This window comes from Caballeronia sp. HLA56 (assembly GCF_054655155.1).
The window spans coordinates 2,457,228-2,475,477 of the sequence record NZ_BAAHOB010000005.1 but is presented as its reverse complement, the minus strand read 5'-3'; the positions used below and the strand labels follow the sequence as shown (position 1 = coordinate 2,475,477).

At 62.5% G+C, this 18,250-nt stretch carries 14 protein-coding genes; 9 read left to right on the top strand and 5 right to left on the bottom strand.

Annotated features, from left to right (window positions below; genetic code table 11):
* Positions 1-129 precede the first annotated feature (129 nt).
* The gene (locus tag ACYQ47_RS31100; RefSeq protein ID WP_459908598.1) at positions 130-702 is read right to left on the bottom strand and encodes an META domain-containing protein; all 573 of its coding nucleotides are present in this window, start codon (positions 700-702) and stop codon (positions 130-132) included.
* A gap of 296 nt (positions 703-998) precedes the next feature.
* On the opposite strand from ACYQ47_RS31100, the gene purT reads away from it, so the two are divergent.
* The 4 genes from purT (at position 999) to ACYQ47_RS31080 (ending at position 4,786) form a co-directional block, all read left to right on the top strand.
* Positions 999-2,267 carry a formate-dependent phosphoribosylglycinamide formyltransferase gene (gene purT, locus ACYQ47_RS31095; protein WP_459908596.1) on the top strand — a complete coding sequence of 423 codons (1,269 nt, stop codon included), beginning with the start codon at positions 999-1,001 and terminating at the stop codon, positions 2,265-2,267.
* Between the two features lie 45 nt (positions 2,268-2,312).
* Positions 2,313-2,468, top strand: a complete 156-nt coding sequence (locus ACYQ47_RS31090) for a DUF6726 family protein (RefSeq protein WP_309845184.1) — start codon at positions 2,313-2,315, stop codon at positions 2,466-2,468.
* A gap of 55 nt (positions 2,469-2,523) precedes the next feature.
* Positions 2,524-2,895 carry an MliC family protein gene (locus ACYQ47_RS31085; RefSeq protein ID WP_459908594.1) on the top strand — a complete coding sequence of 124 codons (372 nt, stop codon included), beginning with the start codon at positions 2,524-2,526 and terminating at the stop codon, positions 2,893-2,895.
* 421 nt (positions 2,896-3,316) lie between these two features.
* Positions 3,317-4,786: a DEAD/DEAH box helicase gene (locus ACYQ47_RS31080; RefSeq protein WP_244827521.1), complete on the top strand. Its 1,470-nt coding sequence runs from the start codon at positions 3,317-3,319 to the stop codon at positions 4,784-4,786.
* Positions 4,787-5,026: 240 nt separating this feature from the next.
* Here the strand turns inward: ACYQ47_RS31080 and gluQRS are convergent, their stop codons facing one another.
* Entirely contained in the window at positions 5,027-5,902 is an 876-nt protein-coding gene (gene gluQRS / locus ACYQ47_RS31075) for a tRNA glutamyl-Q(34) synthetase GluQRS (protein ID WP_459908592.1), read from the bottom strand.
* A 20-nt stretch (positions 5,903-5,922) separates the two neighbouring features.
* Complete coding sequence (locus tag ACYQ47_RS31070) at positions 5,923-6,777, bottom strand: sulfurtransferase (RefSeq protein ID WP_250464190.1); 855 nt, start codon at positions 6,775-6,777, stop codon at positions 5,923-5,925.
* Positions 6,778-6,990: 213 nt separating this feature from the next.
* Between ACYQ47_RS31070 and dnaE the strand changes: the two genes are divergently transcribed.
* Positions 6,991-10,521, top strand: coding sequence for a DNA polymerase III subunit alpha (gene dnaE, locus ACYQ47_RS31065; RefSeq protein WP_459908589.1), 3,531 nt, complete (start codon positions 6,991-6,993; stop codon positions 10,519-10,521).
* Entirely contained in the window at positions 10,521-11,582 is a 1,062-nt protein-coding gene (locus tag ACYQ47_RS31060; RefSeq protein ID WP_309960979.1) for a glycosyltransferase family 4 protein, read from the top strand. Before dnaE ends, ACYQ47_RS31060 begins: the two co-directional genes overlap by 1 nt.
* A gap of 24 nt (positions 11,583-11,606) precedes the next feature.
* Here ACYQ47_RS31060 and ACYQ47_RS31055 read toward each other — a convergent pair whose 3' ends face one another.
* Both ACYQ47_RS31055 and ACYQ47_RS31050 read right to left on the bottom strand, forming a co-directional pair.
* Positions 11,607-12,368 carry a glycosyltransferase family 2 protein gene (locus ACYQ47_RS31055; RefSeq protein ID WP_459908587.1) on the bottom strand — a complete coding sequence of 254 codons (762 nt, stop codon included), beginning with the start codon at positions 12,366-12,368 and terminating at the stop codon, positions 11,607-11,609.
* A 54-nt stretch (positions 12,369-12,422) separates the two neighbouring features.
* Complete coding sequence (locus tag ACYQ47_RS31050) at positions 12,423-13,418, bottom strand: glycosyltransferase family 2 protein (protein ID WP_250525617.1); 996 nt, start codon at positions 13,416-13,418, stop codon at positions 12,423-12,425.
* A gap of 159 nt (positions 13,419-13,577) precedes the next feature.
* Here ACYQ47_RS31050 and ACYQ47_RS31045 point away from each other — a divergent pair, with 159 nt between their 5' ends.
* The 3 genes from ACYQ47_RS31045 (at position 13,578) to ACYQ47_RS31035 (ending at position 18,187) form a co-directional block, all read left to right on the top strand.
* On the top strand, positions 13,578-14,855 hold the full coding sequence (locus ACYQ47_RS31045; protein ID WP_459908584.1) for an O-antigen ligase family protein: 1,278 nt from the start codon (positions 13,578-13,580) through the stop codon (positions 14,853-14,855).
* Positions 14,856-15,027: 172 nt separating this feature from the next.
* Positions 15,028-16,746, top strand: coding sequence for a lipid A export permease/ATP-binding protein MsbA (msbA, locus tag ACYQ47_RS31040; protein ID WP_459909393.1), 1,719 nt, complete (start codon positions 15,028-15,030; stop codon positions 16,744-16,746).
* A gap of 124 nt (positions 16,747-16,870) precedes the next feature.
* On the top strand, positions 16,871-18,187 hold the full coding sequence (locus ACYQ47_RS31035; RefSeq protein ID WP_459908582.1) for a CotH kinase family protein: 1,317 nt from the start codon (positions 16,871-16,873) through the stop codon (positions 18,185-18,187).
* Positions 18,188-18,250: the final 63 nt, after the last annotated feature.

The window sequence follows — 18,250 nt, the reverse complement described above, 5'->3', positions numbered from 1 at the left end:
ATGTTGGGTGAGACGTATAAGACAGGACCAGACTCGCTGCCCGCTTCGGACGCATGCGCGTTCAACCAGGCAGTTTAACGGTTGCGGCGTGCGCCGATAGGTATGGCGCGAGCACGCAACACCTCGCGCTTACTTTGGCCGCGGCGCGAACGTGAGCACCTGTCCATCGGCGAGCGTCAGTTGCAACGCTGGCGGCGGGTTCATCTGAACGCCGCTTCTGGCGACATGTGCGAGTCCATCCAGATACGGCTGCTCCAACGCACCGCCCGTGCCGGAGACGCAGGCCATGCGCGTACCGGCGAGCGGGCCGAACGTGAGCTTGCCGTCTTTCAGGTCATAGGCGCCCGCGAAGCGGTTGCAACCGGAAAAGCCGCTCGCGCGCCGATGGCCGCTCGCCGTCGAAAAGTCGAGCGTGATGGGCTGCGCGCTGCCCGCGTCCTGAGGAAGCGCACGCGGCTTGCCACTTGCATCGGTCCACCGCGTGAGCTGCCATTGCGTGTCGTCGAGCAATTGCGTGGCGGCGGGATTGTAGGGATCGGTGGGCGGCGCGCTCGTGTCGGGATGCTTGGGGAGCGCGCAGCCGGCGATGAAACCCGTGGCGAGCAGCAGCACACCGGCGCGCCGCGATGCACGTGTGAGCCACGCCGGCGCTCCCCGAAAAAGCGGCGACGAAGACGGTGTGCGGATGAAGTGCGTGGGCATCGGGGAGTCCTGAAACTGGCGAAACCGTAAGGGTATCGCACTCGTCCTACGATTTGTCCAGCGCTCGATGCAACAAAATGATCGGCAGCGCTTTCCTCCCGTCGACGATCTTCGAAAAGCACGCGAATGCCTTGCAACTGAGCAGCGATACCGCTTGTCATACTGCTCTTGGCGCCTGTCAATAGACCGAATGGCAGAGCTGTTGCACTAAGCGGTGCGTGTTAACATCCGGGCCATTCTCGCCTCATCGAATGTTCGAGCAACAGGCGCCACCGAATCCGATTTCTGGAGCACTCATGCACACCGACTCGCAACGCGACCCCGCTACCGGCACGAATGCCGCGACCGACGTCGAGCGCCGCATCGGCACGCCGCTTTCGGCGCATGCCACGCGCGTGATGTTGCTCGGCGCGGGCGAGCTCGGCAAGGAAGTGATCATCGCGTTGCAGCGGCTCGGCGTCGAGGTGATCGCGGTGGATCGCTATGCGAACGCGCCGGGGCATCAGGTCGCGCACCGGGCGCATGTCATCGACATGACCGATGCCGTGGCGCTGCGCGCGCTCGTCGAGCAAGAGTCGCCGCATCTGATCGTGCCCGAGATCGAGGCAATCGCCACCGACGCGCTCGCCGACATCGAAGCCGCTGGCATTGCCACCGTGATTCCGACCGCGCGCGCCACGCAATTGACGATGAATCGCGAAGGCATTCGCCGCCTGGCCGCCGAGACGCTTGGCTTGCCGACCTCGCCGTACGCGTTCGCGCAGTCGCTCGAAGAGATGAAGGAGGCGATCGCGAAGATCGGTTTTCCGTGCGTGGTGAAGCCCGTCATGTCGTCCTCGGGCAAGGGACAATCCGTGCTCGGAAGCGACGCGGATGTCGAGCCCGCCTGGAACTACGCGATGGCGGGCGGGCGCGTGAACCACGGGCGCGTGATCGTGGAAGGGTTCATCGACTTCGAGTACGAAATCACGCAACTCACCGTGCGCGCGGCCGACCCCGCGACAGGCGAGACGGCGACCTTTTTCTGCGAGCCTATCGGCCACGTGCAGGTGGCGGGTGATTACGTCGAATCCTGGCAGCCGCAGGCGATGAGCGCCGTCGCGCTCGCCCGCTCGCGCGATGTCGCGGCAAAGGTGACGACCGCGCTCGGCGGACGCGGCCTCTTCGGCGTGGAACTCTTCGTGCGCGGCGATGACGTATGGTTTTCGGAAGTCAGTCCGCGTCCACACGACACGGGTCTCGTGACGCTCGCCACGCAGCGTTTCTCCGAGTTCGAACTGCACGCGCGCGCCATTCTCGGCTTGCCCGTCGATACCGCGCTGCAAACGCCGGGCGCATCGGCGGTGATCTACGGCGGCCTCGACGAAGCGGGTATCGCCTTCGAAGGCGTGGCCGAAGCGCTTGCGGTGCCGGGCGCGGATCTGCGCCTCTTCGGCAAGCCCGAGAGCTTCGCGAAACGGCGCATGGGCGTCGCGCTCGCTACTGGCGTCGATACCGGCGAAGCGCGTGAGCGCGCGAAGCTGGCGGCGTCGAAAGTAAAGCCCGTATCGAGTCGACCGGGCTGACCATCGCCTGCAAATGGCAGGGAGAAGATAGTGAAGCGAATCATCATGGCCGCGTTGATCGTGGCGTGCGCGGGACTTTCGGGCTGCGGGCTGGCCGCGGCTCCGTGCCGGATCGCGTCAGCGGGTTTGAAGATCGTGCCGGTGGTCGGCCATGTCGCGGCCGCGCCCACGGACGCCTGCGCGGACGTGATCGATCCATGATCTTCGGGCCATCCATCAAGGCTCGCCGAGCCGCTTCCCACGATTTCCGGACCCGATGATGAAACGATCTCTCGTACTTTCGGCCGCGCTTCTTATGGCGTCCACGATTGCCACGACCGCGCGCGCGATGCCGCTCACCGTGCCGCAAATCCAGACCGCCTCGACGCAGACCACGCGCTACGACTGCAAGGATGGCAAGAGCGTGTCGGTGCAATACACCAACGCACGCAATCACCAGAGCTTCGCGGCATTGACGGTGGATGGCCGCAAACTGCTGTTCGTCAACGTGATCGCGGGTTCCGGGGCCAAATACGTCGCGGATCAATATACGTGGTGGACCAAGGGACCGCAGGCCAATCTCTATGACGAGATGGCGGCCAAGGACTCGCCGCCGCTACTGGCCGATTGCGAGGCGCACAACAAGTAAGCGCGGCCTACGTCGTGCGCCTCTGTCGCATGAAGCGCGGAAAGGGGCGGATCGACGCCGGATGCTACAATGTGCGGCTTTCCGGCTAAGATTTTTGCCCTGCAGCGTCGTGGTTCGCATCGGCTCGCGTGGCCTTCCACTTGAGCGTGCGTCGGCCGCCTTGAAGGCGTCATCGAAGCCGTGTTCCATCGCAGCGGGCCTTGTGCCCGAACCTGCGGCGTTCCGCAGGCCGCGACCATCGGCCGAATCTGCGTCAGGCGCTCGTTTTCCTGCCCGGCGCGCTTCAAGTGCATGGCAAGCGCCGCGCACAAATGCTTGCGCGGACAACCCTCCGCGTCACCGAAATACTCACGCGTAATCGACCGAACGCCCGCTTACGCACCGCTTCAAGCGGATTTTTAGCGAAAGCCCAATAGTCACCATGTCAGATTCCGTCGCCACGAACCCGTCCACCGCGCCTACGTTCGATCAGTTCGGCCTGGCCGCCGACATCCTCAAGGCAGTGAGCGAGTCCGGCTATACCACGCCCACGCCGATCCAGGAGCAGGCCATTCCCGTCGTGCTCGCGGGCCGCGATGTGATGGGCGCGGCGCAGACCGGCACGGGCAAGACCGCGAGTTTTTCGCTGCCGATCATCCAGCGTCTTTTGCCGATGGCCAATACGAGCGCCTCGCCCGCCCGCCATCCCGTGCGCGCGCTGATGCTTACGCCCACGCGCGAACTTGCCGATCAGGTCGCCGCCAACGTGCAGACCTACTCGAAGCACACTGCGTTGCGCAGCACGGTGGTGTTCGGCGGCGTCGACATGAATCCGCAGTCGGATGCGTTGCGCCGTGGCGTGGAGATTCTCATCGCGACGCCGGGACGGCTGCTCGATCACGTTCAGCAAAAGACGCTCAATCTCGGCCAGGTGCAGATGCTCGTCCTCGACGAAGCCGACCGCATGCTCGACATGGGCTTTCTGCCGGACCTGCAGCGCATTCTGAATCTGCTGCCTAAGGAGCGTCAGACGCTGCTGTTTTCGGCGACGTTCTCGCCTGAAATCAAGAAGCTCGCGGCAACTTATTTGCGCAACCCGCAGACCATCGAAGTCGCGCGCAGCAACTCCACCGCGACCAACGTGCGGCAGATCGTCTTCGAAGTGCACGAGAGCGACAAGTCGGGCGCCGTCGCGCAACTGATCCGCCAGCGCGGATTGAAGCAGGTCATCGTGTTCTGCAACAGCAAGATCGGCGCGAGCCGGTTGGCGCGCGTGCTGGAACGTGATGGCATCGTCGCCACCGCGATTCACGGCGACCGTACGCAAGGCGAGCGCATGCAGGCGCTCGACGCGTTCAAGCGCGGCGAGATCGAAGCGCTCGTCGCAACCGACGTGGCCGCGCGCGGGCTCGATATCGCCGAATTGCCGGCGGTCATCAACTTCGACTTGCCGTTCAGCGCGGAAGATTACGTGCACCGTATCGGTCGCACGGGGCGCGCGGGTGCGTCGGGCGACGCGTTGTCGCTGTGCAGCGCGAACGAACGCAAGCAGCTTGCCGACATCGAAAAGCTGATCAAGCGTCCGCTCGAAGTGATGACGCTCGAAGTAACGACGCCGGTGCGTCGTGAAGGCGCGCGGCGCGACGAGCGGCCGGTCCGCCCGGAGCGCAGCGAACATCGGCATGGCGCGCGGGAAGAAGCGGGTCCGCGCCGGCGCACGTCGGGGTCGTCGTATGATCGGCCGCGCGGGCGTCAGCAGCCGGTGGACGAATTCTTCCTCAAGCCTTACGAGCCCTCGCCCTCGGCGGTGAAGCGGCATGAGGAAAGCGTCGAGCCGGAGCGCAAGAGCGCGCCGAAGCAGCCGTTGGCCGCGTTGCTTGGCGGGTTGGGTGCGTTGCGTAAGTCGACTTGAGTTGGCGCGTGAAGCTCTAAGAAACGGTGGTCTCTGCGACTGCCGTTGAACCGTTAAGCACGGTATGTGTGGGATGAAAAGGGCAACCGGTTAGGTTGCTTTTTTTTGTGCCGCTCCTTGACCACTTAAAGGCCGCAGCCAACGTTCTGAGGCGACAACAGACCCAATCTCGTACCGCACTCGTCAGTCGAACGCTTACGCGGCGCGAGCGATTCGCCCCTCAGAAGCGAACGCATGCCGCTAAGTAATCCCGAACTGACGCGCCCACTGCGCGGTCGCATCCGCATAAAACGACTCGAGCGAACCGGCGGCGGCCACTTCGATACTCAAATGCCGCGCCGCCTGCACCAACGCATCCAGCGGCGCGTCACGACCAAGCGGCGCCGCGCCCGTCTGCTTGCTGAGTTTTTCGCCCGCATCGTTGCTGACGACAGGCACATGCAGATACGACGGCGTCGGCACATCGAGACATTGCTGCAGGTAAATCTGCCGCGCGGTCGAATCCAGCAGGTCTGCGCCGCGCACGACATGCGTAATGCCGGCTGAAGCGTCGTCGACGACGACAGCCAGTTGATACGCCCACAGCCCATCCGCACGCTTCAAGGCAAAATCGCCGACTTCGGCCGCAAGATCTTGCGTTTGTATTCCCTGCCAGCGATCCACGAAACCGACGCGCGCCGCGTCGCCGTCCGGCACGCGCAGTCGCCACGCGCGCGCGGGACGGCCATGCAAGCCGCTTCGACAAGTACCGGGATAAGCGAGTGTCGCGTGACGAGCATGCGCATGAACGAGCGAGTCGGCGATCTCGCGTCGCGTGCAGCCGCAGGGATAAACGAAGCCGGCGGCAAGCAAGCGCTCGAATGCATCTTGATAAGCCGCGTCGCGTTGACTTTGCCAGACCGGCGGTTCGTCCGAATGCATGCCGAAATGCGCGAGCGTTGCGAGAATCTCGTCGGCCGCGCCAGCCACCGTACGCGGTGCATCGACATCTTCTATTCGCACGATCCAGCTACCGCGATGCGCCCGCGCATCGAGAAAACTGGCAAGCGCGCTGACGAGCGACCCCGCGTGCAGCGGCCCGGTAGGCGAGGGCGCGAAGCGGCCACGGTAAGTCATCTACAGGGCTTGTTCAAGGTTTAGGCGGCCTTCGCATCCGGATGACACGCGGGGCAAGTGGCGCCCGGCACGTACAACGGCGACTGCTGATCTTCCACGCTGACCACCGCGCGGCAGCCGAAGCATTGCGAAGTGGAGGTCTGCTGCAGGTTCGGATCGAGCGCCGTGCGGTAGTCGAACACAAAACATTCGCCCGAGTAATGCGCGCCGCCCACTTCCTCGAAGTATTTGAGGATGCCGCCCTCGAGTTGATAGACGTGATCGATGCCCACTTCCTTCATGTGAATCGCAGCCTTCTCGCAACGAATTCCGCCCGTGCAGAACGACACCACCGTCTTGCCTTCCAGATCGGCACGGTTTTGTTCGATCACCTCGGGAAACTCGCTGAATTTCGTGATGCGGTAGTCGAGCGCGTGGTCGAACGTGCCGACGTCCACTTCGAAGGCATTGCGCGTGTCGAGCATGACGACCGGACGGCCTTCGTCGTCATGACCACGGTCGAGCCAGGCCTTGAGCGTCACCGGATCGACGGCGGGCGCGCGGCCGAGTTCGGGCTTGATCGCGGGCTTCTTCATGGTGATGATCTCGCGCTTGAGTTTCACCAGCATGCGGCGAAACGGTTGCTTTGCGGAGAGGCTTTCCTTGAACTGCAGATCGGCGAAGCGGTCGCCGAAGAGCGCGTCGCCCCGAATGTAATCGATGAACTCGCGCACCTCCGCGACCGGCCCCGCGATGAAGAGGTTGATGCCCTCCGGCGCGAGCAGAATCGTTCCCTTCAGGCCAAGCGCGTTGCAGCGTTCGGTGACGAGCGGGCGCCACGCGGCGCTGTCGTCGATGGAAACGAATTTGTAGGCGGAGAGGTTCAGAATGCTCATGATCGGATAACGCGGCAAAGCCGGTAAAAATGGCGGCAAAAAGCGGATGCTGGGACGCCGCGCAACTCCGTATTATCCCGCAAATGGCGCAGGTCTTTTCGCAGGCGCGGGCCGCCGCGTTCACGCCGTTTGCGCCAGCGCAATTTCGAGAATCGCCGAGGGCTTGTCCGTTCGGCTAACGCGCGCCCCTTAGCCGTTTTCGCGATGGGCCGCATGTACAATATCGTCATGTCAGATCCCCGCTTCGTTCATCTTCGCGTCCACTCCGAGTTCTCGATTGCCGACGGCATCGTGCGGCTGGACGACGTCGTCAAATCCGCCGCGAAAGACGGTCAGGGCGCACTCGCGCTGACCGATCTCGCCAACGCGTTCGGCCTCGTGCGCTTCTACAAGGAAGCGCGCAGCAAGGGCATCAAACCCATTGCCGGCTGCGATGTCTGGATCACCAATCCCGCCGATCGCGACAAGCCTTCGCGGCTGATCCTGCTCGTGCGCGACAAGACCGGCTATCTCAACCTGTGCGAACTGTTGAGCCGCGCGTGGCTGACGAATCAATATCGCGGGCGCGCAGAAGTGCTCGTCGAATGGCTCGAAGAAGGGCTGGCTGAAGGTCTGCTCGCCATTTCCGGCGCGCAGCAGGGCGACATCGGCATGGCGTTCGCGGCGGGCAACGCGGCAAGCGCGCAACGCAACGCCGAACGCTGGTCGGCGCTCTTTCCGAACGCGTTCTACATCGAACTGCAGCGCGCCGGTCAGCCGGGCGAACAGGCTTATTTTCAGGAGGCCGTCGCGCTCGCCGCAAAGCTCGGGTTGCCTGTGGTCGCCACGCATCCGCTGCAATTCATGACGCCCGACGACTACACCGCGCACGAAGCGCGCGTGTGCATTTCGGAAGGCGATATCCTCGCCAATCCGCGTCGTCAGAAGCGCTTCACGACCGAGCAGTATTTCCGCACGCAGGACGAAATGTGCGCGCTTTTCGCGGATATTCCTTCCGCGCTCGCCAATACGGTACAAATTGCGAAGCGCTGTAATCTCACGCTCGAACTCGGCAAGCCCAAACTGCCGCTTTTCCCCACGCCGGACGGCCTCACGCTCGACGACTACCTCGTGCAGCTGTCGAAGGAAGGCCTCGAGGTGCGGCTCGCGCAGCTTTATCCCGATGAAGCCGAACGCGAGGCACAGCGCGAGACTTATTACGCGCGGCTCGAATTCGAGTGCGGCACGATCATCAAGATGGGCTTTCCGGGCTACTTCCTGATCGTCGCCGACTTCATCATGTGGGCGAAGAACAATGGCGTTCCGGTGGGTCCCGGCCGCGGTTCGGGCGCGGGCTCGCTCGTCGCTTATGCGCTCGGCATTACCGATCTCGACCCGCTGCGCTACAACCTGCTGTTCGAACGCTTCCTGAATCCCGAACGCGTGTCGATGCCCGACTTCGACATCGACTTCTGTCAGGAAGGGCGCGACCGCGTCATTCAGTACGTGAAGCAGAAATATGGCGCGGATGCGGTTTCGCAGATCGCCACCTTCGGCACCATGGCGGCGAAGGCGGCGGTGCGCGACATCGGCCGCGTGCTCGATCTCGGCTACATGTTCACCGACGGCGTCGCCAAGCTCATCCCGTTCAAGCCGGGCAAGCACGTGACCATCGCGGACGCGATGAAGGAAGAGCCGACCCTGCAGGAGCGCTTCGACAACGAAGACGAAGTGCATCAATTGCTCGAACTCGCGCAGCGCGTTGAAGGGCTCACGCGTAACGTCGGCATGCACGCGGGCGGCGTGCTGATCGCGCCGGGCAAGCTCACCGATTTCTGTCCGCTCTACACGCAGGGCGAAGACGGCGGCGTGGTCAGTCAGTACGACAAGGACGACGTGGAAGCCGTCGGTCTGGTCAAGTTCGACTTTTTGGGCCTGACCACGCTCACCATCCTGGACTGGGCCGAGCGCTATATTCGCCGGCTCGATCCCTCGAAGAGAGACTGGAATCTCTCGCAGGTTCCGCTCGACGACCCTGCTTCGTTTTCGATCCTCAAGAAAGCGAATACCGTCGCCGTGTTCCAGCTGGAAAGCCGCGGCATGCAGGGCATGCTGAAGGACGCGCAGCCGGACCGCTTCGAGGACATCATCGCGCTGGTGGCGCTGTATCGTCCGGGCCCGATGGACCTGATTCCGAGCTTCTGCGCGCGTAAGCACGGGCGCGAGATCGTCGAGTATCCGGACCCGCGCGTCGAACCCGTCCTGAAGGAGACCTACGGCATCATGGTCTATCAGGAGCAGGTGATGCAGATGGCGCAGATCATCGGCGGCTATTCGCTCGGCGGCGCGGACTTGCTGCGTCGCGCGATGGGCAAGAAGAAGCCCGAAGAGATGGCCGTGCATCGCGAGTTGTTCCGCGAAGGCGCGGCGAAGAACGGTCTCACCGCGCAGAAGGCGGACGACACCTTCGACCTCATGGAGAAATTCGCGGGCTACGGCTTCAACAAGTCGCACGCGGCGGCTTACGCGTTGCTCGCTTATCACACGGCGTGGCTGAAGGCGCACCATCCGGCGGAATTCATGGCGGCCAATATGTCGCTCGCCATGGACGACACCGACAAGGTCAAGATTCTGTTCGAGGACTGCATCGGCAATGGCATGGCCGTGCTGCCGCCGAACATCAACCAGTCGGCGTATCGCTTCGAACCGGTCGCCGAAGCGGACGGCAAGCGCTCGAAGACCATTCGCTACGGTCTGGGCGCGGTGAAGGGCAGCGGCCAGAACGCAATCGAAGAAATCCTGCGTGCGCGTGAAGATGGGCCGTTTGCGGATCTCTTCGACTTCTGCGAGCGGATCGACCGGCGCGTCGTGAATCGCCGCACGGTCGAAGCGCTGATCCGCGCGGGCGCGTTCGACTGCCTGCACGAGAACCGCGCGCAACTGCTGGCCTCCGTGCCGCTCGCCATGGAAGCTGCCGATCAGGCCGCCGCCAACGCCATGCAAGGCGGTCTCTTCGACATGGGCGACGCGCCGCTCGAAAAGCATCAGCTCGTCGATGAACCCATGTGGTCCGACAAGAAGCGCTTGCAGGAAGAAAAAACCGCGCTCGGTTTCTATCTGTCGGGCCATCTTTTCGACGCCTACAAAGGTGAAGTGCGCCGCTTCGTGCGTCAAAAAATCGGCGAACTGAAGGAAGGGCGCGACAAGCTCGTCGCGGGCGTGATCTCGACCACGCGCACGCAAATGACCCAGCGCGGCAAGATGCTGATCGTCAATCTCGACGACGGCACCGGCCAGTGCGAAGTCACCGTGTTCAACGAGCAGTTCGAAGCCAACAAGGCGCTCTTCAAGGAAGACGAGTTGCTCGTGGTGCAAGGTCAGGCGCGTAACGACGCCTTCACCGGCGGCATTCGCTTTACCGTCGATACCGCGATGGACCTCGAACGCGCGCGCAGCCGCTACGCGCAGTCGGTAAAGGTCGAGATGAACGGCAACGCGGATTCCTTGCGTCTGCGCCGCGTGCTCGAAGCGCATGCGGCGGGTGCGGAAGCGCCGGCGGCCGTGGCGCCGCCCGCGCGCGAGAACGGCAGGCAGCGCCAGTCCGCACCCATCCCGAACGGCTTGAACGTGAGCATCGTTTATCGCAGCGAGCATGCGGAAGGCGAAGTGCGGCTCGGCGATGCCTGGCGCGTCAAGCCCACCGACGAACTCATTACCGCGCTGCGCGGCGAGTTCGCGGGCAGCGCAATCGAAATCGTCTACTGATGCGCATCGGCATCTCGGCGAACGCGCTTAAACTGAGCGGCGGGCTCGAACGCTACGCCATGGACCTGGTGCGCGGTCTTGCCGCCGCCGGCTTCGAGGGCCGCCAAAAGCCTGCGTTCTTTGCCCGCAAGATCGACTCGTCGTTGCCGGAGAGCAAGCTCGTCGAGGCGCATCGCATCAAGGTGTCGTTTCTGCCGGGCAAGCTGCGCGACGTGTATTTTTCGTGGGCGCTCAAGCGCGCGCGCAATAAGGCCAGGGTCGACGTGCTGATCGGCTGCAATCGCGTGGAAGGCTCGGAGATTGCCATCTGCGGAGGCACGCATATCGGCTTTCTGCGCGCAACCGGGCGTCGCGAAAAGCGGTCGGATACGCGGCAGATCGCGCTCGAACGCAGGCAGTATCGGGACGCGCGCGTGATCGTCGCGCACTCGGACATGATGCGCAACGAGCTTCGCGGGCTTTACGGCATCGACGAACGGAAGATTCGCGTGCTTTATCCGCCCGTGGATGGCGCGCGTTTCGCCTTAGCCGATGAAACCTCGCGCGCCCGTCTGCGCGAACGGTTCGGTTTCAAGGAAAACGAAATCGTGCTGCTCTTTCCTTCGAGCAGTCACGAGCGCAAGGGTTTGCCGCTGATCGAGAAGGCGCTCGGCGGCGCAGGCTTGCCGATCGTGATCGCCGTCGCCGGGCGCGCGCCCGAGAAGAGCGCGCCGAACGTGCGCTATATCGGCTACGCGAAAAATATCGAGGACGCTTATCGCGCGGCGGACTTCACCATTCTCGCGTCGAGCTACGAGCCGTTTGGGCTCGTGGGCATCGAATCGGTCATGTGCGGCACGCCGGTGATCTTTCCGGCCTGCATCGGCTGTGGCGATGCCATCGACGAAAGCGCCAAGCACGTTTTCAAATCTGGCGATGCGGACGACCTGCGGCGCGTCGTCGCTGCGGCAATTGCTTCACGACGCCGCGTATCCGGCAATGCCGTTCGTTATGACGCGAGCGTCGCGTCGCATGTGAATGCGCTGCTGGCGCTGGCGGAAGAAATCAGCGGCGGTCGTTGAAGCCGCTGAGCCAAGCCGTGGCGCCTATCGTCTCTCGTTCAGATGCTCGAGCTTCAAGAACCGGTAATACACCGTCTGCGCATTGAAGAGCGCGATCATGAAGCCCGTGCGCCCATCGAGAAAACCGCGGCGCAGAAAATACGTTCGCAAAAAAGCCCACGTGCCGCGTGTAAGCGCAACCCCGAAACCGCCGCGCTTGCCTGCCGCATGACGCTGCACGGCGCCAGCGGTCGAATAAGCGTCCAGCTTGCGCAGCACGGTCTCGAAGTCTTCGTAGGAGTAGTGCATCAGCCGGCCATTGAGCCTGATCGCGGGCTCGTTCGTGGAAAATACCAGACGCTCGTGCACGAGATCCGACGAGAAGCGCGCCGCGCCCCGCTTGAACAGCCGGGGAATCCAGTCCGGATACCAGCCGCTGTGTCTCACCCACGTTCCGCAAAAACTCGATAACCGGTCGACCGAATAGACATCCGCTTGCGGGCGAGTGACGGCGGCTCGAATCGATGCGGCGAGTTCGGGCGTCACGACTTCGTCGGCATCGATAGACAAGACCCAGTCGGTGGCGAGCGCATCCAGCGCGCGATTCTTCTGCGGCCCGAAGCCGGGCCAGTCGCGCGCTTCGATCACGCGCGCGCGATGCGCCTGGGCGATACCCACGGTGGCGTCGGTGCTGCCGCCATCGACGATGACGATGTCATCCGCGAACGAAACCGAGTCGAGACATTGCGCGAGCCGCGCGGCCGCGTTGTAGGTGATGATGGCGATGCCAAGCGTTGGCGATTTCATGTTGCCCGAGTCCGGCCTCTGATTCTTGTCGTGGTCATGTTCGATTGGAAAAGCCTAGCCGCGCAAATGCCATTTCACGAAGAAGAACGGCGAAAGCAGCCACGGGCACGTCGCATACACGAACATCTTGATGCGAAATCCCGGACTGACTTCATTCGATCCAGCCAGCAACGCGACCTTGCGCGCCAACGACGCGTCGCCGAACACGGCGCTCACGTAGCGCTCGCGCGCCGACTTTCGCGCCAGCATCGCGCGCATCCGAGCGCCGACGCCGACCTTGTCCGCGTCGCTTTCGAGCTGACGCGTCTCGCCCGATCCGTTGATATTCGCAAGCTTGATACGCGCGACGAATTCCGCCGGAGTGCGCCATTTGCGCTTGCTCGACAGCCCGCCGCGCCGGTACAGCACGAGCGGTTCGTGCAGCGTATGCGCGCCGTGACTCATGATCGCGCGAAACGCCATGATCTGGTCTTCGCCGTAGATGCCGGGCGCGATCGGCCCGAACTCCTCGAAGAGACGCCGCGCCCACGCATGCGCCGCGCCGACCAGATGAGGCCGCCGTTCCATCCAGTCGTCGAAGCTGCGATAGTCGTCGAGGTCCGTTACGCGCAGGATGTCGTGCGTATTGCCTTCGGCATCGAGGTCTTGCAGGTCGGTCGCGATGAGGTCGTGGCGCTTGCCGCTTGCGAGCCACACTTCCATGACGCGCGTGACGCGTTCCGGTCGCGAGATATCGTCGCCCGCCGCGATAAAAAGCATCTCGCCCGATGCGCGCGCCGCGAGCGCACTGAGATGCGCGCTGATACCCGTGTTCTTCTCGTTTCGATACAGCCGCACCGTATGCGGCCCGCGATATTCGCGCACACAGCGCTCGGCGACGGCGTAAGTGGCGTCGGAGGAGGCATCGTCGGAAATGAGGATTTCCAGCGGCGACCAGGTTTGCGCGAGCGCCCCGGCAATCGCGTCGGCAACGGTTTCCTGCTGATTGAAGGTAATGAGCAAGAGACTCGCGAGCGGCGCGTTCTGCTCTGGCTGTGATATTCCTGACATGTACGATTCTGAGTGCTTCAAAGGCCCGGCGCGTCTTGGCCACGGCGTTGCGCGCTCGCGGAGAGCGAATCTCATGCCAGACGGCAGCGGCTATAATAACCCGCGATTTGGGGATAGGCGACCGGGCCGGCCGGTCAATCCCGCTTAAGGTTCATCGATTTGGAAAAAACTCTGCGCTACATGATCGCCAGCATGGTCTTGCTGGCGCCCGCGAGCACACTCGTCGTGCGAGGAGGGACGGGCTACTGCTTCTTCGTGTTGCTTGCCATCGCGCTCTTCGCGGGGTTCAGCAAGCCGTTTCGTCTGAGGCTCGGTCTGCTCGTCAATGCGTTCCCGCTCTATACGGTGGCCATGCTGTGCTTCATGGTTTATCTGCCGTTGCAGCAAGCCATCGAAGGTTATTATCTGCCGCGCGAATTCGACGGCATGTCGCGCTTCGCACTCGCGTTGCCGATTTTCCTGCTGCTCGTCAACGTGCCGATTCGGCAACTGAAGGCGCTCGGCTGGGGCTGCGCGCTCGGTGCCATCGGCGCGGGTTTCTGGGCCGTGGACAGCGCCATCCACATGACGGTGACGGAACTCGATCGCCTCGGCAACGATTTCACCAATCCGATTCCCTACGGAAATACCGCGCTCCTGCTCGGCTTTCTTTCGGTGATGTCGATCCGCTGGGATCGTTATCCGAACGTGCTGGCGAAGCGCCTCGGCATTGCACTGAAGCTGCTCGGACTGGTGGGCGGCATTTACGCGTCGTATCTGTCGGGCACGCGCGGCGGCTGGCTTGCCATTCCGCTCTTTCTCGTACTGTGCCTGCTCAATTTCGGCTGGATCAAACACCCTCGTCACTGGCTGACCGCGCTCGGCGTCGCCGTTCTGGCGATGGCGCTCTTGCTCGCCTCGCCGATCGGCCGTGAACGTGTGCAGGCGACGCGCTCCGACATCGCGCGCCTGTCGCACGGCGCGGCGGCGGACAGTTCGCTCGGCGCGCGGCTGCAGTTGTGGACCGCGTCGATTCATCTGTTCGAGGCGAATCCGGTCTTCGGCGTCGGCAAGGGACATCTGAAGAATTCGCTCAAGGGCATGGCCGATGCCGGCGAGGTATCGCCGCTCGTCGTCAATCAACGCGCGCACAGCGAGTTTTTCTCGACGATCGCGGAATTGGGCGCGTCGGGCGTGGTCTGTCTTGCGTTGCTGTATTTCGGGCCGCTCGTGTATTTCCTGCGCTACCGGAAGTCGCCGCATCCCGATGTGTCGACGGCGGCGTATTGCGGGATCGCGGTCTCGGGGTCGGTTATCATCTTCGGACTGAGTATCGATGTATTCACAGTCGTGATGAGCACGTCGCTCATCGCGCTCTTCTGGGCCGTGCTGCTTGCGGTCATCACGCACGACGCGCGCGAGCCGCTTGGCAAGCCGGGGCGCGGACCGATCGGCTGAATTCGGGCCGGCCGGTTTCATTCTCCGGCTGACGAGAAATCACAAAAGTAACCAACGAGCGCCGCGGGAAGAGCTGGAAAGCGCCGGGCGAAGTGGAGATACGCTCTTGAAACGAGAAGGTAGTTTGCGCAAGCCGATTGGCGGCGCGGAAAGTTCGTCGCCGACCGCGGTCATGCGGCGCCTGTGGCCCTACATCCGCCCGCTCATGGGCATGGTGTTGCTCGGGCTCGGCACGATGGGTATCGTCGCCGCGACCGAAGCCGGCATCCCGATGCTGCTCAAACCGTTGCTCGACCACGGTTTTGGCTCCAAAAGCAGCGATCACGCGAAATGGCTCGTGCCGGCCGCGGTGATCGGACTCGCGCTCGTACGCGGCGCGGCGCAGTATGCGTCGGGCTATTTTCTGTCGTACGTGTCGAACAAGATCCTGCTGCAACTTCGCCTGCAGATGTTCGAGCGCATGATCCACACGAGCGCCGGCTTCTTTCAGCGCGAGACGGCCAGCACGGTCATCAATGCAGTCGTGTTCGAGGTCAACCAGATTCTGAGCGTGCTATCGAGCGTCGTCGTCACGCTTGTGCGCGATTCGCTCACGGTCGTCTTTCTGCTCGGCTATCTGTTCATCCTCAACTGGCGGCTCACGCTGATCGTCGCGGTCATCCTGCCGGTGATCGGCTGGCTCGTGAGCAAGATCAACCGACGATTGCGGCGGCTCAATCGCGAGCATCAGACGCTGACCAACGAGTTGTCCTATGTCGTCGAGGAAACCGTCGCGGGCTACAAGGTCGTCAAGGTGCATAACGGCGAACCGTACGAAATGGACCGCTTCACGGAGATGAGCCAGCGCCTGCGCGGCTACTCGATGCGCATGCAGGTTTCCGGCGGCCTCGCGCAGCCGCTCACGCAGTTTCTTGCGTCGATCGCGCTCGCGGTGGTCATCACGATTGCGGTCGTGCAGTCCACCAACGATCAGACCACGGTAGGCGGCTTCGTTGCCTTCGTCACGTCCATGTTGCTCGTTATCTCGCCGCTCAAGCATCTGATTGACATCAATCAGCCGATGCAGCGTGGCATGACGGCGGCGGAGCTGATCTTCGGCCTGATCGACGAACCCGAGGAGCCGAAGGGCGGCGGGCGGCGTCTGGAACGCGCGCAAGGCGAAGTCGAGTTTCAAGATGTCACTTTCAGCTACGGTTCGCTGGACCGCATGATTCTCGACCGCGTGTCGTTCAAGGTTGCGCCCGGCGAGATGGTCGCGCTCGCGGGGCCGTCAGGCAGTGGCAAGACCACGCTCGTGAATCTGCTGCCGCGCTTCTTCGATCCACGCGGCGGGCAGGTGCTCGTCGATGGCGTGCCGATCACCGACTACGACCTGCACGACCTGCGCGGCCAGATGGCGATGGTGAGCCAGGATGTCGTGCTGTTCAACGACTCCATTGCGGCGAACGTTGCTTATGGGCAGAAGCCCGATCGCGACCGCGTGTTCTCGGCGCTGATGGCGGCGAATCTCATCGATATGGTGCAGGCGCTGCCTGATGGCATGGATACCTTGATCGGCGGCAACGGAATGCGCTTGTCCGGTGGACAGCGGCAGCGTTTGGCGATTGCCCGCGCGATCTACAAGGACGCGCCGATCCTGATCCTGGACGAGGCGACATCGGCGCTTGATTCCGAATCGGAACGCTACGTGCAGGCCGCGCTCGAAACGCTGATGAAGGGACGCACGACGCTCGTGATCGCGCATCGCTTGTCGACCATCGAGCGCGCGGACCGCATCCTCGTCATGGAAGGCGGGCGAATTGCGGAGCAGGGCAGCCATGCCGAACTGTTGCGCAAGGAAGGACTGTATGCGCATCTGCACCGGATTCAGTATCAGCAGCAGCCGGCTTGATCGGCTTATTGACCATCGGCGCTTGTTCCCGACTTCGGTCAACTATTGATACAAACGCTTCGATTAGCCTTGATATGATCCGCGGCCCAATCCGTGGGACCGGATCATTGAAAGAGAAGCGAAGATGATGTTGCAGTTCGTTGTAGAAGCAAAAACGCGCAGCCGGCCGAGCCTTGCGTCGATGGCTGCGGTGGTTCTCATCAGCACCGTTCTTGCTGCCTGCTCGGGCGGCGGCTCTAGCGCTCCCTCGAAAGATTCGACGGATACCACGGGTACGACGGACCCGTCGGGCAAGAGCGCAACGACCGCGGCCGCGCTGCCGGCCATGTCCATTAATACGGATGGCCGTGTTCCAATCGTCGATAAAGATGTTTATCTCGGCGCCGATCTCGGCATCACCGGGCCGGACGATGTCGATCCCTTCACAGGCAGGACGAGCATCAAGGGCCATGGCAACAGCACGTGGACGGCGGACAAGAAGCCATATCGCTTGAAACTCGACAGCAAGGCAAGTTTTTTTGGGCTGCCGAAGGATAAGAACTGGATTCTGCTCGCGAATTACTTCGACAAGACGCTTTTGCGCAATCGCACGGCGTTCGAACTCGGTAGGCGTTTTGGCATGGCGTGGACGCCGCATGACGTTCCCGTCGAACTCACGCTCAACGGTCAGTATGCGGGCGTGTATGACGTGGTCGAGTCGGTGCGGGTGGACAAGAACCGCGTGAATATCGCCAATAGTGACAACGCGGGCGCGCCCGAGAGCACAGGCTTCCTGGTCGAAATCAACGAGCGCATGGACGAAGACGTTTGCTGGCGCACGACGCACGGCATTGCGCTTTGCATCGACAGTCCGGATTCGGCATCGGACACACAGGTCGCCTTTATCAAAAACTATATGCAGCAGGCCGAAGACGCGTTGTATTCCAATTCGGGAAAATACGAGCAGTACTTCAATGTCGCTTCGCTGATCGACTGGTATCTCGTCAATGAGATTTTCAAGAATCAGGATGCGCGGGATTTTGCGAGCATCTACCTCTACAAGGATGCCGGCGGCAAATTGAAGTTCGGGCCATTGTGGGACTTCGACATTGGCGCGGGCAACATTAACTTTTCCGACGCGCAGTATCCGGAAGGATGGTGGGTTGCAAATGGTCAGTGGATTTCACGCATGAAGCAGATCGATCCGAGCTTCGAGACACGTGTTCGGGCACGGTGGGATCAACTGAAGGCATCGCAAATCGATACGATCGTGAGTTATGTCGATGAGAACGCGCAGGCGCTTCAGGCAAATGGCGCAGCTAAGCGCAACTTTGATAAATGGCCGGTGCTTGGGAAGAAGCTTTGGCCGAATCCGGTGGTGACGGGTACTTATCAGGGTGAGGTAGCTTATCTGAAAGATTGGCTCACGCGGCGGATTGCCTGGTTGGATGGGAATCTTTGAGGGTGGAATTGCAGGAGCGTCAAGCGCTCCTGTTTGCTATTTGCTGTTTGCTGTTTGCTGTTT

Coding starts and splice junctions, on each gene's coding strand:
- ACYQ47_RS31100 (WP_459908598.1), bottom strand. CDS start 702: ATGCCCACGCACTTCATCCGCACACCGTCTTCGTCGCCGCTTTTTCGG.
- purT (WP_459908596.1), top strand. CDS start 999: ATGCACACCGACTCGCAACGCGACCCCGCTACCGGCACGAATGCCGCG.
- ACYQ47_RS31090 (WP_309845184.1), top strand. CDS start 2,313: ATGGCCGCGTTGATCGTGGCGTGCGCGGGACTTTCGGGCTGCGGGCTG.
- ACYQ47_RS31085 (WP_459908594.1), top strand. CDS start 2,524: ATGATGAAACGATCTCTCGTACTTTCGGCCGCGCTTCTTATGGCGTCC.
- ACYQ47_RS31080 (WP_244827521.1), top strand. CDS start 3,317: ATGTCAGATTCCGTCGCCACGAACCCGTCCACCGCGCCTACGTTCGAT.
- gluQRS (WP_459908592.1), bottom strand. CDS start 5,902: ATGACTTACCGTGGCCGCTTCGCGCCCTCGCCTACCGGGCCGCTGCAC.
- ACYQ47_RS31070 (WP_250464190.1), bottom strand. CDS start 6,777: ATGAGCATTCTGAACCTCTCCGCCTACAAATTCGTTTCCATCGACGAC.
- dnaE (WP_459908589.1), top strand. CDS start 6,991: ATGTACAATATCGTCATGTCAGATCCCCGCTTCGTTCATCTTCGCGTC.
- ACYQ47_RS31060 (WP_309960979.1), top strand. CDS start 10,521: ATGCGCATCGGCATCTCGGCGAACGCGCTTAAACTGAGCGGCGGGCTC.
- ACYQ47_RS31055 (WP_459908587.1), bottom strand. CDS start 12,368: ATGAAATCGCCAACGCTTGGCATCGCCATCATCACCTACAACGCGGCC.
- ACYQ47_RS31050 (WP_250525617.1), bottom strand. CDS start 13,418: ATGTCAGGAATATCACAGCCAGAGCAGAACGCGCCGCTCGCGAGTCTC.
- msbA (WP_459909393.1), top strand. CDS start 15,028: ATGCGGCGCCTGTGGCCCTACATCCGCCCGCTCATGGGCATGGTGTTG.
- ACYQ47_RS31035 (WP_459908582.1), top strand. CDS start 16,871: ATGATGTTGCAGTTCGTTGTAGAAGCAAAAACGCGCAGCCGGCCGAGC.